We start from the raw sequence: 15,421 nt of genomic DNA, 5'->3' as shown, positions 1-15,421 counted from the left end.
TCAAGCGACAGCCCGATAGCTAATCTACTCAGTGGTTATGCTAAAATATTGCCTCTTACAGCTTTCATTCGGACAATCATGATGACGGGACTTTCCGGCAAACATATTGTGCTCGGGATTAGCGGAGGTATTGCCGCGTATAAATCTCCTGAGCTGGTACGCCGCTTGCGCGACAGGGGCGCAGAAGTGCGTGTGGTGATGACGACCGCCGCCAAAGCGTTCATTACGCCGCTCACGTTGCAGGCAGTCTCGGGCTATCCCGTCTCAGATGATTTACTCGATCCGGCGGCAGAAGCCGCCATGGGCCATATTGAGTTAGGTAAATGGGCTGATCTGGTCATCATGGCTCCGGCTACGGCTGATTTGCTGGCCCGGGTTGCTGCGGGGATGGCAAATGACCTACTGACCACGGTTTGCCTGGCCACGGCAGCCCCTATTGCGGCTGTTCCGGCCATGAATCAACAGATGTACCGTGCTACGGCCACCCAAGCGAACTTGCAGACTCTCGCTAATCGCGGAATGTTGCTGTGGGGGCCGGACAGCGGCAGCCAGGCTTGTGGTGATGTGGGGCCGGGAAGAATGCTGGACCCGCTGGAAATCGTCGCACTGGCAGACAGTCATTTTTCTGCAAAACAAGACCTGCAACATTTGAGTGTCATGATTACCGCAGGGCCAACCCGTGAAGCACTTGATCCGGTGCGCTTTATCAGTAATCAAAGTTCGGGCAAGATGGGCTTCGCAATTGCTCAGGCCGCCGCCGCGAGAGGCGCTAAAGTCACGCTGATTGCAGGCCCGGTGAATCTCTCCACGCCGACGGGTGTTAATCGCATTGATGTTGTCAGTGCTCTTGAGATGCAGCAGGTCGTGCAGAACACCGTAGCCCAGCAGAATATTTTTATTTCTTGTGCTGCGGTAGCAGATTACCGTGCAGAGCAAGTTTCTGATGAGAAAATAAAAAAACAGGGTGATGAAATCACCCTTAAGTTGTTGAAAAACCCGGATATTGTTGCTGGCGTGGCTTCGATGGCTAAAAATCGACCATTTGTGGTTGGATTTGCTGCCGAAACCCAGAATGTGGAAGAATACGCGCGACAAAAACTAGTGCGAAAGAAGCTGGATCTGATTTGCGCTAATGATGTATCGCTCGCAGAGCATGGTTTTAACAGTGATACCAATGCCTTGCACCTTTTTTGGCTGGCTGGAGAGAAACGTTTACCGCTCAGCGATAAACACCTCCTCAGTCAGCGTTTAATAGACGAGATTGTCAGCCGTTATGATGAAAAAAATCGACATTAAAATTCTGGACCCACGTGTTGGCAATGAATTTCCTTTACCAACCTATGCTACAGAAGGTTCTGCCGGGCTGGATTTACGTGCCTGTCTGGACGAGGCAGTTGATTTACTGCCGGGGCAAACCACATTGTTACCTACCGGCTTAGCCATACACATCGGTGATAGTGCTTTAGCCGCCGTCATTCTGCCGCGCTCCGGTTTGGGGCATAAGCATGGCGTGGTATTAGGTAATCTGGTGGGGCTGATTGATTCCGATTATCAAGGGCAATTGATGGTGTCAGTCTGGAACCGTGGTCAACAGGCTTTTACCATCGAACCCGGTGAACGCATCGCTCAGATGGTATTTGTTCCCGTAGTACAAGCAGAATTCAATTTGGTTGAGGATTTTGACCAAAGTGAACGTGGTACCGGTGGTTTTGGTCATTCTGGGCGCCAATAACCTACCCTAGACCTCAATATCGTAAAAAAGCTATCACATAAGCCGCCGGGGCTTGGTACCCAGTGCGGCCGATATTTGGGTTTTTGTTATTAAGTCATTTTTAGCAAGGGTCTACTCGGACATGGCAGAAAAACAGAATACGAAAAGGAACAGGCGCGAGGAAATTTTGCAGGCTTTAGCGCAGATGCTGGAATCCAGTGATGGTAGCCAACGCATTACTACCGCTAAACTTGCCGCCAATGTGGGGGTTTCTGAAGCAGCGCTTTATCGACATTTCCCCAGTAAAACGCGGATGTTCGATAGCCTGATCGAGTTTATTGAAGATAGTCTGATGTCCCGCATTAATTTGATTCTGCAAGATGAAAAAGAGACGTTTAATCGCCTCCGGCTAATCCTGCTACTGGTATTAGGGTTTGCAGAACGCAACCCCGGCCTGACCCGAATCATGACCGGGCATGCACTGATGTTTGAACAAGATCGTCTGCAAGGGCGGATTAATCAACTATTTGAACGTATTGAAGTGCAATTGCGTCAAGTTTTGCGCGAGAAAAAACTGCGTGATGGGCAAGGTTTTATACATGATGAAGCGCTATTGGCGACTCAACTACTGGCATTTTGTGAAGGGATGCTTTCGCGCTTTGTCCGTTCAGAATTCCGCTACCGGCCAACACAAGAGTTTGACGCCCGCTGGCCACTGATTGTGGCGCAGTTGCAATAAGCTCAGTCGCGGCAGTCACAAAACCTATAAAAAAAGGGCCTGATGGCCCTTTTTGCTGGCTTAGCAATAGAGTGGCTAGATACCGTATTCCTTGCGATATTCACGCACCGCGGCCAGATGATCAGCCATTTCTGGTTTTTCTTCCAGATAACTTATCACATCACTCAACGTCACAATCGCAATCACTTTGCAGTGATAATCACGTTCAACTTCCTGAATCGCTGAAATCTCACCACGGCCACGTTCCTGACGGTCCAATGAAATCATTACGCCAGCCAGGGTCGCGCCCTGTGCATTGATAATCTCCATTGATTCACGAATAGCAGTACCAGCGGTTATTACATCATCCACCAGCATGACTCGGCCTTGTAACGGGCTACCTACCAGACTGCCGCCTTCCCCGTGATTTTTCGCTTCTTTACGGTTAAAACAGTAAGGCACATCGCGTTCATGATGCTCTGCCAATGCAACAGCCGTCGTCGTCGCAATTGGGATACCTTTGTATGCTGGCCCGAACAACAGATCGAACTCCACACCACAATCTACTAAGGCAGCGGCATAAAAACGCCCGAGTTTTGCCAGATCCAGCCCGGTATTAAACAATCCGGCATTAAAGAAATAGGGGCTAATCCGCCCAGACTTCAGGGTAAATTCGCCAAACTTCAACACCTGCTTGTTAAGCGCAAACTCGATAAAATCGCGCTGATAGGCTTTCATGGGTACTTCTCCTCTCCAGATTGTGACTGTTCTTGTTAACTGCTTTATTAACTGACTCGATATCTAAATTGCAGGCAAAAAAAAGGCGACTAGCAAGTCGCCTTAATCAATTATTGTGCTAACACTGCTTTCTGCGCCTGGAAAATAGTCTCTATTCCCCCACGGGCCAGAGCCAGCAACGACAAGAGTTCTTCGTGACTGAATGGTTCGCCTTCTGCGGTGCCCTGCACCTCAATCATCCGGCCATCTTCCATCATCACCACATTCATATCCGTTTCTGCGGCAGAATCTTCTACATATTCCAGATCGCAAAGGGCCTCGCCTTTAACGATACCGACAGAAACCGCAGCAACCAGACCTTTCATTGGGTTCGCTTTCAATTTACCCGCCGCGACCAGTTTATTCAGTGCATCGGCCAGAGCCACACAAGCACCACTGATTGAAGCAGTACGGGTACCACCATCAGCCTGCAACACATCGCAGTCTAAGGTGATAGTGAACTCACCTAATTTTTTCAAATCAACCGCAGCACGTAAAGAACGGGCAATCAGGCGTTGAATCTCTAAAGTACGGCCACCTTGTTTACCTTTCGCGGCTTCACGGGCATTACGGCTATGAGTAGCACGCGGCAACATGCCATATTCAGCAGTTATCCAGCCCTGCCCTTGGCCTTTGAGAAAGCGCGGAACACCCTCTTCGACCGTGGCGGTACACAATACTTTGGTATCGCCAAACTCAACCAATACTGAACCTTCAGCGTGTTTCGTGTAATTACGGGTCAGGGTGAGTGGGCGGACTTGTTGTGCTGCTCGGTCTGCTGGACGCATGGGCTTTCTCCGGCTTTAAATCGATATTGGTCGCGCATTATACGGCCTTAGTGATGTAATGCCTATCCTGCCTGCGCCTCGGAGGCTATAATCGCTGCATCTTTTCTTTAAAACGGGTACGCAACAATGATCCGCAGCATGACCGCTTACGCTCGGCGTGACATTAAGGGTGAATGGGGTAGCGCAGCCTGGGAGCTGCGTTCCGTTAACCAACGCTATTTAGAAACCTATATTCGCTTACCTGAACAATTTCGCAGTCTGGAACCAGTTATCCGCGAACGCATCCGTGGCCGCTTAACGCGCGGCAAAATTGAGTGCAACCTGCGTTTTGAACTGGATGCTAACGCACAAAGCTCTCTGATCCTTAATGAAAAACTGGCAAAGCAGTTAGTTGAGGCCGGTAACTGGGTCAAAATGCAAAGTGATGAAGGCGAGATAAATCCGGTGGATATTCTGCGCTGGCCGGGTGTCATGGCCGCTGAAGAGCAGGATCTGGACGCAATCAGTACCGAGCTAATGCAAGCATTGGATATCGTGCTGGATGACTTTATCGTTTCCCGCGAAACAGAAGGTGCGGCACTGAAAACCCTTATCGAACAGCGCCTTGATGGTGTTAGTGCGGAAGTGATTAAAGTCCGTGCGCATATGCCAAATATCTTGCAGTGGCAACGTGAACGCTTGCTCAATAAGCTGGAAGAAGCGCAAGTCCAACTGGAAAATACCCGTCTGGAGCAGGAATTGGTGCTGATGGCGCAACGTGTCGATGTTGCCGAAGAGCTAGATCGCCTGGAAGCGCACGTTAAAGAAACGCACAATATTCTGAAGAAGAAAGAAGCGGTAGGCCGTCGCCTTGATTTTATGATGCAAGAATTTAACCGCGAATCGAATACGCTGGCATCAAAGTCTATCAATGCCGACGTGACCAACTCCGCTATCGAACTGAAAGTACTAATCGAGCAAATGCGCGAGCAGATTCAGAATATTGAGTAAGTTATCACGCTAGCACTCACTAAGTCTCACTGCCCCTCGAAGTACACCTCAAGCCCGTGTCACTACGGGCTTTTTTAGCGCTATAAATTTTTATGGTCGAATACTTTCTACAACCATATATTCCCCCTTGGGTTGATTGAATTTTCAGCAATGGAAATGTAAATTTAAGAAGTAACAACATGCGTACATATGCCTCAATCCAAGCCAGAGCCAATACTTCAGAAGTTCTGAACTCTGCAACTCACGATGAACCGATGGGAATTGCTTGCAAAGAGAGTAGCGCCGTAGTGGTGAAAAGGTTATTTAATGGTTTGTGATATACACTAACCACAGCTCATGCTTAGTATCACCCGTCCTAGGTTACTATTCAGTCTGAGTCAGGTGAATCAATGGGAAAGGTTTCCCCTCGCCATCCAATTCTGAGCGACCGATTTTTATAAATCCGCATTTTAGATAAAAAGTTAATGCCGCTGGATTTTGCTCATTCACATCCACACGCAACTTTCCCTTTAAATGCTGAGCATGAACCAGCAACGCTTTACCAATACCTTTACCGTGATAAGCGGGATCAATAAACAACGTTTCTACTTTGTTACTATCCAGGCCGATAAATCCTACGATCTCGGTACTATTTTCAAATAACCACACCTCCAGAGCAGGTAAATAGATATCCCGCACCTGTGGCAAATAAAACTGAATATCAGTTTCGGTTAAGAATAAATGTGTTTCTCTTACTGCGAGTTCCCAAACCTCAACCAAACGGGATATATCCGCAAGTGTCGCCTTTCTTATCATCTATACCTCAAATTTTCACCTCAGAGACAAGCGTAATTATCACTGACCGTAGAAGGATGAAACAAGACCGTATTTGTTCCAAACAACGCGAGGTGAGCACTTTTTTCCCTAGCCATCAGGTGTATGTTGAATAAATATAATCAGTTACTGATTAATCGCTTAACGATAGTCGCAAATAATACTCATGTCAGTGTAGAGTATGTAGGTAAGGAGAAAACATGCAGTTAACCGTATTAGTTGATAATAATACCTTGATAGATAAGTACCTTACCGCCGAACCTGGTGTCTGCTATCACTTACGAATTGACGAAAAATCATTTCTTTTTGATACCGGTTACTCCGATGTTTTTCTGAGTAATGCGGCCATTTTAGGCATTAACCTGACTGAGATAGACAGTATTGTCCTTTCTCATGGGCATAACGACCATAGCTGGGGGCTAAACCACCTTGCACAGCATCTTGATCGGGTAAACCATCAATATGCCAAGAAAATAAAGATTGTTGCTCATCCCAATGCTTTTCTGCCGAAATACTATGAAGATAAATCTATAGGGGCTAATTTACCGGCGGATGGTTATCCGATGCTTTTCGAACGGGTCGAACAGCCTGGGGTATATTACCTTACCGATAATTTACTCTTTTTAGGGGAGATTGCGCGTAACAACGATTTCGAAGGGCTAGAGCCTATTGGCGAAACTGTCGATTGCTGCGGCCATAAAGTTGAAGATTTTGTTACCGATGATAGTGCAATGGTTTATACCAGCCCTGAAGGTATCGTAATAATCACAGGCTGCTCTCACTCTGGTATCTGCAATATTATCGATTATGCTATTAAAGTTACCAACGATAAACGTGTGCGTGCAGTTATTGGCGGCTTTCATTTATTAAATGCCAGTAGTGAGATTCTATCCAGAACATCTGACTATTTTAAACAACTCAATGCTAAAGCAGTTTATCCCTGCCACTGTACTGATCTTAAAGCCAAAATAGCCCTAGCTAATACAGTTAATATTGAAGAAGTCGGCGTTGGCATGATACTGAACTTTTAGTAATTAAAGTGCCCAATTTGAGCAGTAATAACGAGAATCATCTGATTATTATAATTCCATAATATTTGTAAGTGTTTGTGTATGGCAAGAGGTTTAAAGCTAATGCATAATCCCTGCTGGAATTTTAACGCTCAAATAAGAAGGATTTCGTAATGCTTAAGAATGTACTTTTTTTCGATGCTTTGCTAACACCAAAAATTCTTACTGGTTTATATTGGCTTTTACTGGTGCTCATCATTATTTCCGGCGTATTTGTAATGATAAATACCAGCGTCATCGGCGGCTTTTTTAGCATCCTTGCTGGTGGCCTTACTTCTCGAATCTGTTTTGAAATGATCATGATCGCATTCAAAAACAATGAATATCTGAAAAGAATCGCAGAAAAACCATAATTGGGATTTGGGTATTCTTACTTCATTTGAAATGGAATACCCTAATTGCTCACCATTTTGCTGTTGTAGTGATGTTAACCCGCCCAAAGTCACACTTCTCTCCCTCGAACAAGCGGCTCTTCTTCATTATTTTATCAATTAAAATATTTTGTACAAATCAATGTAACAATATAAAAAATATGATGTTTTTTTATTTTTTCCATGCTTACCTTTCTTCTTATGCCACAATTTGAGAGCAGAAAGGGCATTTAATATGTTTATGACTACTATCTAATATCAGGTATGAAGAAATTACACATATACTTTATTGGTTGGTCGGTCTAGACAGGGTCGTTTTATAAGGGCCAGAATTACCACCATCACAGGGTAAGCCAGAAATAGCGTTGCTTAAATTTTCTGGCTAAGGTAAGTAAAAGACACATATACACTTTTAGGGGATCGCGTATGTTCGAAGACCAAAACACATCGATCCTTGATACCTATTTTGGTACCCATAGCCCTTTTTGGCGACTGGCTTTTGATAGTCAAGCTTTAGAGTTGTCAGCGATTAAAGGGACTACAAATATTGCTATTCCCCTTAATTCAGTTCAAACAATGAAAATTCGGGGCTTAACCGGCATTACTGCCAGTTTAGATATTGAAATCGAGATTTATGGTAATCCACTTCATTTACATCTGGTGGGCCGTAAAGTTAATGACAAAGAATGGGGCGGAACGGCTTCCGCGTACGCGGATACTGAATCAGTAGCGCGCGATTTAGTAATGGGGCTTTCCTTTGCAGAACAAGTGGTTTCTGAAGCTAACTCAGTCATTGTGATTCTCGATAAAGATGGTTATGTACAGCGTTTCAATCACCTTAGCGAAGAATATACCGGTAAAAAAGAACAAGATGTCATTGGTAAAAATGTTTACGACTTGTTTATGACAGCCAAAGAGGGAGCCTCATCACGTAAAAATATTGAGGGCTTCTTCCAGCGCGGTGCATCTTACGAAGTTGAGCGTTGGGTTAATACCGTAAAAGGAAAACGTCTCTTTTTATTCCGCAATAAGTTTGTTCACAGTGGCAGTGGCAAAAACGAGCGTTACCTTATCTGTTCTGGTACCGATATTACTAAAGAAAGGCGTGCTCAAGAGCGTTTGCGGATTTTGGCTAATACCGACATGATTACTGGCCTGCCTAATCGCCACGCTATTCATGAACGTATTAATAGCGCGATCCTAACTCGTGGTGATTCTTCGGTGGGGATTATTTACCTCGATCTCGATAATTTTAAAAAAGTGAACGACCATTACGGTCATATGTTTGGTGATCGCTTACTGAAAGATGTCTCACTCGCCATTTTAAGTTGTTTGGGTGAAAGTGAAATGCTTGCCCGGTTAGGCGGTGATGAGTTTATTGTTCTGGTCGAGAATGCCTCGATGAGCTTATTGGAGGCAACTACACAGCGTATTCTCAACCGCATGAAATTGCCCTTCCGAGTAGGATTGATTGAAGTATATACTGGGTGCTCTATCGGGATAGCACTGTGCCCTGAACATGGCGATACACTAGAGAATATTATCCGTAGCGCAGATACTGCCATGTACACCGCAAAAGAACATGGAAAACAGACCTATTCGATTTTTTCACAAGAGATGAATAAGAAAGTATCTGAATACGTCTGGCTAGATACCAATTTACGTAAGGGTTTAGAACAACATCAATTACAAGTTTTTTACCAACCCAAGATATCTGCCAAAACGGGTAAAGTTCATAGTGTCGAAGCATTAGTCCGATGGTTATCACCTGAGCGTGGTTTAATCGCCCCACTTGAATTTATCTCCTATGCCGAAGAATCCGGGTTGATCGGACCATTGGGAAAATGGGTACTGCAAACCTCAATGCAACAAGCGGTAAATTGGAAAAAACGTGGAATTAACTTGCGGGTGGCAGTCAATGTGTCAGCCAGGCAATTAATTGATGAAGCTATCGTAACCAGTTTTATTGAGTCTCTTGAATCCAGCGAATTAGAATCAAGTTTGGTTGATGTTGAATTAACCGAAAGTTGCTTAATTGATGATGAAGATGCAGCTATCAATATCATGAAACAACTACGTCACTTGGGTGCTCAGGTTCATTTGGATGACTTCGGCACTGGCTATTCTTCACTTTCTCAATTGGCCCGTATCCCTATTGATGCCATTAAATTGGATCAAAGTTTTGTTCGTAATATTGATAATAATCCTATTTCACAATCTCTGGTTAAAGCCATTATCGTTGTCGCTGAGGCACTTAAAATGCGGGTGATTGCAGAAGGTGTGGAAACTAAAGGGGAAGAAGAATTCCTAGATTCTATTGGCATTGATGAAAAGCAGGGATTTCTTTACGCCAAACCAATGCCCGCAGATGAACTGGAGCATTGGCTGGTAACACAACACCCTCACCTTTCATTGGATTAGGTGCATAACGTTATATTGCTTTTGGCATTGCCGAAGTATGCCGGTCTTGTAACGTAACCAACCGTTCGATATAGGCAATATCTTTCGGCTCAATAGAAAATGCAGAATCAACCCAATCCTCAGTGATATCCATCAGTTCTGAACGAGTTAATTGTAAAACACGTTGCCGGACCCTAATCATCGCTCTCATACCATTTAACTTCGGCCTGATCGTATCTATAAAGGTGCGAGTAGCAAGATAAGCATCTCCCGGCTGAAATAACTTATCAACTAAGCCACGACTCTCATACCATTCCGCTGCATGAGACTCACCCGTCCAAATCAATTGTTCAGCTACCCTCATTCCTGCTTTTCTGGCAACAAGCGAATACCCCCCCATGCCAGGAAATAGATTAAATGCAATTTCTGGGAATCCCATTCTGGCTGTAGTTTGTGCCAGAACAAAATGATGGGCTAATGCTGCCTCAAAGCCGCCACCTAACGCGCTGCCCTCAATCATCGCAATAGAGATAGCACCAGTATCAAAGCCACGGGAAGCCGCATGAACACAATCTACGCATGCACGCGCATATGCCATTAACGCTTCTCGTTTGCGGTTTTTGATCATATGCGCGAAAAAGTTTAAGTCCCCCCCTACATTAAACATATTGGGCACCACCGAACCCGTCACCCAAAAATCAAAAGGTAACTTTGATTCTTTAGCAGCTTGCGCGAGTGTCATAATATTTTCAATTAACTCCAGATTAAAACAAGGGCGCGGATGAGCGCGCAACAACATCCACATGGTATTACGCTCTTCTTCGTAATAGGCCGATATTTGAGATAAGTGGCCAGCCTCAGTAAAAGGGCGGCAGCTAGGAAGATTAATCATATTCATATTCCATCCAATGAGTTAGTTAAACACAAATAGTGCTATTTCTGCCGGATCCTCCTTGAGGACGCGCTAAACTTGCCGGAGTGATGGCAACTTAAGCTGGCAGATAAATAGTGAGTCACTCAATGGATAAATGATGAGAAAAGCAGTAAAAATTTTAACAATACGCATGTTTAGAGCTGTGTTAAGGCGCTAAATAGAATATATATTGCCAAGGCGGTAGAATTTCAGATGAAAAAAGCCTGCCGTTATGGATAAAATACTGGCTGAACTTTATCCCTGACGGATTTTTTATGCTGCAAATTCTGCACTTTCTTTTAGCGTTGATGACTATTGCAATACTGGCGTTGTTAGCCAGTCGTGACCGAAAAAATATTAGACTGCGCTATATTTTTCAGTTATTGGTTTTAGAAATTGCACTGGCTTATTTCTTTTTACACTCAGAAAATGGCCTGGGTGCGATAAAGTATTTTGCTGGATTATTCGAAACACTGATGAAATTTTCCTCAGTCGGTACTAGTTTTGTTTTTGGGGGAATGAACGAACAAGGCTTAGCATTTATATTCATGAACGTTCTTTGCCCGATCATTTTCGTTTCGGCACTGATTGGGATTTTACAGCACTTTCGTATATTGCCACTCATCATACGGGTGGTGGGCACGTTGTTATCCAAAGTAAATGGCATGGGGAAACTGGAGTCTTTCAATGCCGTAAGTACATTGATTTTAGGACAATCAGAGAATTTTATTGCTTACAAAGGGATTATTGCTGATATATCACCACGTAGAATGTACACCATGGCAGCAACGGCGATGTCAACAGTGTCCATGTCGATTGTAAGCGCTTATATGACTATGCTTGAGCCAAAATTTGTAGTAACTGCATTAATATTGAATATGTTTAGTACTTTTATTGTTCTTTCTATTATTAATCCTTACCCTGTTACTGAAGAACCCGAATTAAAGCTAAACAAACTTCATGAAGACCAAAGTTTTTTTGAGATGTTGGGGGAATATATTCTGGCTGGTTTTAAAATCGCTATGATTATAGCCGCGATGTTAATCGGGTTTATTGCCATAATTTCTGCTATTAATGCTTTATTTAGTAGCTTATTCAACATCAGTTTCCAAGAAGTGCTGGGATATCTATTTTATCCGCTTGCTCTGCTGATTGGCATTCCTACTCAGGATGCGTTACAGGCGGGGAGTATTATGGCTACCAAACTGGTGGCAAATGAGTTCGTTGCCATGATTGAATTAAAGAAAGTAGCAGCCGAAATGTCTCCACGTGGCTTAGGCATTCTTTCTGTCTTTTTAGTATCTTTTGCTAACTTTGCCTCAATTGGTATTGTTGCTGGTGCCATCAAAGGGCTGAATGAGCAACAAGGGAATATCGTTTCACGATTCGGATTAAAATTAGTCTATGGTTCAACCTTGGTCAGTTTACTTTCTGCCGCCGTTGCAGGACTTATTTTGTAATAAGGCAAGCTTTCATTCTAAGCCAAAAATAGGGCTATCAGCCTTTTATCTCTCGTAAATTGGAGATAAAAGGCTTGAAATGAATGTTAGAAATCTACGCACACAGTAGTATCAACTCGCATGACAGATTCTTGTGAAAACTGCTGTTTATAGCGGGAGCGTAGAGCTTCAATGGCGTATTCTTTGCCATCTTTATGAATAAGGACTAATGCCTTACTGCTTTCTTTGGCAACTTTCCCATCATTTCCCAACCATTGCCCCTTGGCATCAATTACGGTCAAGCCTTCATCGAAGCGGCTAGTCACATCATTATCGACAAAAGACTGCCATTCAGTGATAGAAATAGCGGGGCCATGAGGCCGATTCAAACCGAAGTAGAGTGTGGTTTGTGTCATTGACTCACCTTTAATACAGGTCGGAGGTACAACTTTCACCGCTACAGTGTTTGCATGACCAGCGTTATCAACACAACCGCCCAGTAATACCCCGATAGCAACCATACCGGCAAACAATGCCCCACGATAACGCAACGGATTAACACGATTGTCCATGAACAAATCTCACTGAAATAAAAGATAAAAACTACCATCCCCTGAATGACTCTGCAATCACGCAAGAGGATCATACAAGCGTACTAATGTACTCTCACAGAGCTTTAACCTACTATTTTTACCCTACAATTATTCATGCCTAATTATTAATACATTCTTTTTTTATTTATATTTATTAGATATATAATTAATAAATTGATTAGTTAAAGTAATCTTAAATATATGACTTAGAAAATCTCAGTCGCGACAACCAGCCTTAGTCACTACTCTGCGGCCTTTACTGCCCTTAAGAAATTTGATTCATTATGCTACTCAGTGTTCTTTATATTATTGGTATTACAGCTGAAGCCATGACCGGGGCACTGGCTGCGGGCCGCCGTCAAATGGATATGTTTGGTGTCATTATTATTGCATCTGCAACGGCAATTGGTGGTGGTTCAGTCCGAGATATGCTGCTGGGCCATTATCCGCTGGGTTGGGTTAAACACCCGGAATACATTGTTATTGTCGCCGTTGCTGCAATCGTCACAACTTGGATGGCACCACTAATGAAGCATTTACGCCATTTGTTTTTGGTGCTTGATGCAATTGGGCTGATTGTTTTCTCTATTATTGGGGCACAAATCGCTCTTGATATGGGCCACAGTACGATAATTGCCGCCATTGCGGCCGTCATTACCGGCGTTTTTGGCGGCGTCCTGCGCGATATGTTCTGTAACAGTATCCCCTTGGTATTCCAGAAAGAAATCTATGCTGGTATCTCATTCGCTGCCGCCTGGATCTACATTGCTCTGCAATACACACAACTGTCACATAATTGGGTTGTTATCATTACACTCGTCACCGGGCTAAGTGCACGACTGTTAGCATTACGATTCCGGCTGGGCCTGCCAATCTTCAAATATGACCATTCAGAGCATTAAGTCAGGTACGTGAAGGTTTACTCCTCAAGTTGGAACCCGCTAATATTCTGTTGCGATAAAAAGTCAGCCATAGCTTGCACCTCTGGGTGGTGTAAGAAATGAGTAATCTGTTTTGCTCGAATCGGCCCAATACCCGGTATTAAACTCCACTCGGCGATACTGCGTTGTTGTAGTGACCGCCATTGAGAATTGACAAGTGTACCCTGCGCAAAACCCAATGCCTGTAGCCATTGGGAAAAGGGTTTTTCCCTTGTGCTTTGAAATTGCTGATAAATATTTTCAGCACGGGCTATCCCTATGCCAGGAACATCCGCTATTTGGTCTTTCGTGAGAGATAGCCACCCCACCAAATCATTGATCAGCCCATGATGGATCAGCTCTCGCCAATATCCACTACTAACACTTTGTATATCTAGTCCTTTTTGGCCACTAAGCCATGTCAAACGAGAGAGAAGTTGCGGCTCACATTCAGGAGGGATAAGGCGAAAACAGCTCAATTGATGAAATTGATCCTCTGCTGGAGGAGTGAACGTCTGCCGTTGGCTTACCCGCCAAACAACACTATCCAACCGTGGAATACCATGCCCGGCCAGTGCGATAACGATTTGATCGCCAGATGTAATATCCCACTGCCGCCAACGCGCGACCGAGCCAACATTCACTCGCCGAATCCATTTGTCATCAATTTTTACTGGTGAAACCTGTAAAACGACTGTCACTCTACCAGTGCGGCCTATCGTGAAATGTATATCTTTAATTTCAGCAAGTTGCTGCTGTGGTGGATATTTCCACGCCACAACCCAGTGCCCCGGAACGGCCTGCCAGTAGCGTCCGGCTGGCTCCTGTTCCTGACGGATAACAACGCCATCAGTTACAAAAGGCAGCGGTGTTTGCAACCAGTGTTTGCGAAAGTGTGCAACATCGCGACTTGATACTATTGGTTTGCTGTATTTAGCGGTCAAGGGGAAGCCCATCGCTTGCAATAGTGTCCCTTTCTCCACCATGCTGCTTGGTCCATCAGGCCATGCCCATATAAAAATGCCCAATTGGGGTAGTAATGCCGCTGGAGACTTACGCATAAGTGCGCCAGCAACTGTCGCCCTGGCATTGGCACCACCAGACGATGCTTGTTGATGGTCGTCCATTTGCAGGAATAGCTCCCCTTGCAGCGTTAACCAGGGAGGAGCGGTAGCAATATATTGAGGAATAGCAGTAATAAATGGTGCTTTGTCAGTCCAGTTCTGGCCTTTCAAACCATTTCCTCGACTGAGAAGTTGCATCAGTTTTCCATCCTGATACACCAGTGTTACTGCAACGCCATCTATTTTAGGCTGCACCCAGAGATTTTTCCGCCCCACCATCCAATCAGCCAGTGCAACTTCATTTTTAAGTTTTTTTAGTCCGGTATGCGCAACCGGATGAAGAAACTTCCCATTACCAGGAGTAAGTCTGTTTTCCTGTTTGTCCGGCAATAAATGGCATGACTGCCATAACTGCAATTTTTCCTGCAATTGATCGTAAACATCATCGGCATGCACGCTAATACCTTGCTGATGGTAAGCCACATTCCACTTATCCAGTTGTTTCTTGAGTGAGTTAATTTCAACCGACATTCTTTCTGGCGGCCATTCAGGGCAGATAGCTTCCGCTCTGGAGGACCAATGTATAAAACTGACTATCAACAGAACAAATATTTTTAAATTCAGCATGCTCATAAGTCCCTTTCCTTGGTGGCCGGAAGTAAAACCTGAAATGTCTTATCCGTCGAAGACCAAAAAAATTAAATGCGGGCGCTACCGAAAAATAGTTTTCTGCTTACAGCAACAAATGAAAATTACGCAATCTTCGCCGCAAAATCAGAAAATCGAGCTGTTTACAGACGAAACATTCAGGTGAAATGTGTTGTAACGCTGCATGACGCGTAGCAGCCGTGTAT

At 44.4% G+C, this 15,421-nt stretch carries 16 protein-coding genes; 10 read left to right on the top strand and 6 right to left on the bottom strand.

Going from position 1 to position 15,421, the window contains the following annotated elements; genetic code table 11:
• Positions 1-78 precede the first annotated feature (78 nt).
• The 3 genes from coaBC to slmA all read left to right on the top strand — a co-directional run bounded on the left by coaBC (position 79) and on the right by slmA (position 2,450).
• Entirely contained in the window at positions 79-1,296 is a 1,218-nt protein-coding gene (gene coaBC, locus V2A84_RS19565) for a bifunctional phosphopantothenoylcysteine decarboxylase/phosphopantothenate--cysteine ligase CoaBC (protein WP_442849025.1), read from the top strand.
• Positions 1,274-1,732 (top strand): dUTP diphosphatase, encoded by a 459-nt coding sequence (gene dut, locus V2A84_RS19560; protein WP_042568893.1) that lies wholly within the window; start codon positions 1,274-1,276, stop codon positions 1,730-1,732. The genes coaBC and dut overlap by 23 nt, the downstream gene beginning before the upstream one ends.
• Positions 1,733-1,853: 121 nt before the next feature.
• Complete coding sequence (slmA, locus tag V2A84_RS19555; RefSeq protein ID WP_005191076.1) at positions 1,854-2,450, top strand: nucleoid occlusion factor SlmA; 597 nt, start codon at positions 1,854-1,856, stop codon at positions 2,448-2,450.
• 75 nt (positions 2,451-2,525) lie between these two features.
• On the opposite strand, the gene pyrE is transcribed toward slmA, so the two are convergent.
• Positions 2,526-3,167 carry an orotate phosphoribosyltransferase gene (pyrE, locus tag V2A84_RS19550; RefSeq protein WP_083161707.1) on the bottom strand — a complete coding sequence of 214 codons (642 nt, stop codon included), beginning with the start codon at positions 3,165-3,167 and terminating at the stop codon, positions 2,526-2,528.
• A 110-nt stretch (positions 3,168-3,277) separates the two neighbouring features.
• On the bottom strand, positions 3,278-3,994 hold the full coding sequence (rph, locus tag V2A84_RS19545; protein WP_083161705.1) for a ribonuclease PH: 717 nt from the start codon (positions 3,992-3,994) through the stop codon (positions 3,278-3,280).
• Between the two features lie 126 nt (positions 3,995-4,120).
• Between rph and V2A84_RS19540 the strand changes: the two genes are divergently transcribed.
• Complete coding sequence (locus tag V2A84_RS19540; protein ID WP_005191086.1) at positions 4,121-4,984, top strand: YicC/YloC family endoribonuclease; 864 nt, start codon at positions 4,121-4,123, stop codon at positions 4,982-4,984.
• A gap of 179 nt (positions 4,985-5,163) precedes the next feature.
• Positions 5,164-5,301 carry a hypothetical protein gene (locus V2A84_RS19535; RefSeq protein WP_193784755.1) on the top strand — a complete coding sequence of 46 codons (138 nt, stop codon included), beginning with the start codon at positions 5,164-5,166 and terminating at the stop codon, positions 5,299-5,301.
• Positions 5,302-5,347: 46 nt separating this feature from the next.
• Here the strand turns inward: V2A84_RS19535 and V2A84_RS19530 are convergent, their stop codons facing one another.
• Positions 5,348-5,779, bottom strand: a complete 432-nt coding sequence (locus V2A84_RS19530) for a GNAT family N-acetyltransferase (protein WP_083161676.1) — start codon at positions 5,777-5,779, stop codon at positions 5,348-5,350.
• A gap of 218 nt (positions 5,780-5,997) precedes the next feature.
• Between V2A84_RS19530 and V2A84_RS19525 the strand changes: the two genes are divergently transcribed.
• The 3 genes from V2A84_RS19525 (at position 5,998) to pdeR (ending at position 9,659) form a co-directional block, all read left to right on the top strand.
• Positions 5,998-6,828, top strand: a complete 831-nt coding sequence (locus tag V2A84_RS19525) for an MBL fold metallo-hydrolase (RefSeq protein ID WP_083161674.1) — start codon at positions 5,998-6,000, stop codon at positions 6,826-6,828.
• A 152-nt stretch (positions 6,829-6,980) separates the two neighbouring features.
• The gene (locus V2A84_RS19520; protein ID WP_083161672.1) at positions 6,981-7,220 is read left to right on the top strand and encodes a DUF4282 domain-containing protein; all 240 of its coding nucleotides are present in this window, start codon (positions 6,981-6,983) and stop codon (positions 7,218-7,220) included.
• A 444-nt stretch (positions 7,221-7,664) separates the two neighbouring features.
• A complete protein-coding gene (gene pdeR / locus V2A84_RS19515; RefSeq protein WP_083161670.1) occupies positions 7,665-9,659 on the top strand; it encodes a cyclic di-GMP phosphodiesterase in 1,995 nt (664 codons plus the stop codon).
• A gap of 10 nt (positions 9,660-9,669) precedes the next feature.
• Here pdeR and V2A84_RS19510 read toward each other — a convergent pair whose 3' ends face one another.
• Entirely contained in the window at positions 9,670-10,536 is an 867-nt protein-coding gene (locus V2A84_RS19510) for a crotonase/enoyl-CoA hydratase family protein (protein WP_102970503.1), read from the bottom strand.
• A gap of 290 nt (positions 10,537-10,826) precedes the next feature.
• Between V2A84_RS19510 and V2A84_RS19505 the strand changes: the two genes are divergently transcribed.
• A complete protein-coding gene (locus V2A84_RS19505) occupies positions 10,827-12,011 on the top strand; it encodes a NupC/NupG family nucleoside CNT transporter (protein ID WP_442849024.1) in 1,185 nt (394 codons plus the stop codon).
• A gap of 86 nt (positions 12,012-12,097) precedes the next feature.
• Here the strand turns inward: V2A84_RS19505 and V2A84_RS19500 are convergent, their stop codons facing one another.
• Positions 12,098-12,562, bottom strand: coding sequence for a DUF3574 domain-containing protein (locus V2A84_RS19500; protein WP_083161666.1), 465 nt, complete (start codon positions 12,560-12,562; stop codon positions 12,098-12,100).
• A gap of 305 nt (positions 12,563-12,867) precedes the next feature.
• On the opposite strand from V2A84_RS19500, the gene V2A84_RS19495 reads away from it, so the two are divergent.
• Positions 12,868-13,485, top strand: a complete 618-nt coding sequence (locus V2A84_RS19495) for a trimeric intracellular cation channel family protein (protein ID WP_083161663.1) — start codon at positions 12,868-12,870, stop codon at positions 13,483-13,485.
• Between the two features lie 17 nt (positions 13,486-13,502).
• On the opposite strand, the gene ligB is transcribed toward V2A84_RS19495, so the two are convergent.
• Positions 13,503-15,200 carry an NAD-dependent DNA ligase LigB gene (gene ligB, locus V2A84_RS19490; RefSeq protein WP_372569801.1) on the bottom strand — a complete coding sequence of 566 codons (1,698 nt, stop codon included), beginning with the start codon at positions 15,198-15,200 and terminating at the stop codon, positions 13,503-13,505.
• Positions 15,201-15,421 lie beyond the last annotated feature (221 nt).

The organism is Yersinia sp. 2553 StPb PI, from assembly GCF_052217105.1.
Taxonomy (GTDB): domain Bacteria; phylum Pseudomonadota; class Gammaproteobacteria; order Enterobacterales; family Enterobacteriaceae; genus Yersinia; species Yersinia enterocolitica_E.
Note: the sequence above shows the minus strand (reverse complement) of the source record. Positions and strands in the feature narration are given on the sequence as shown.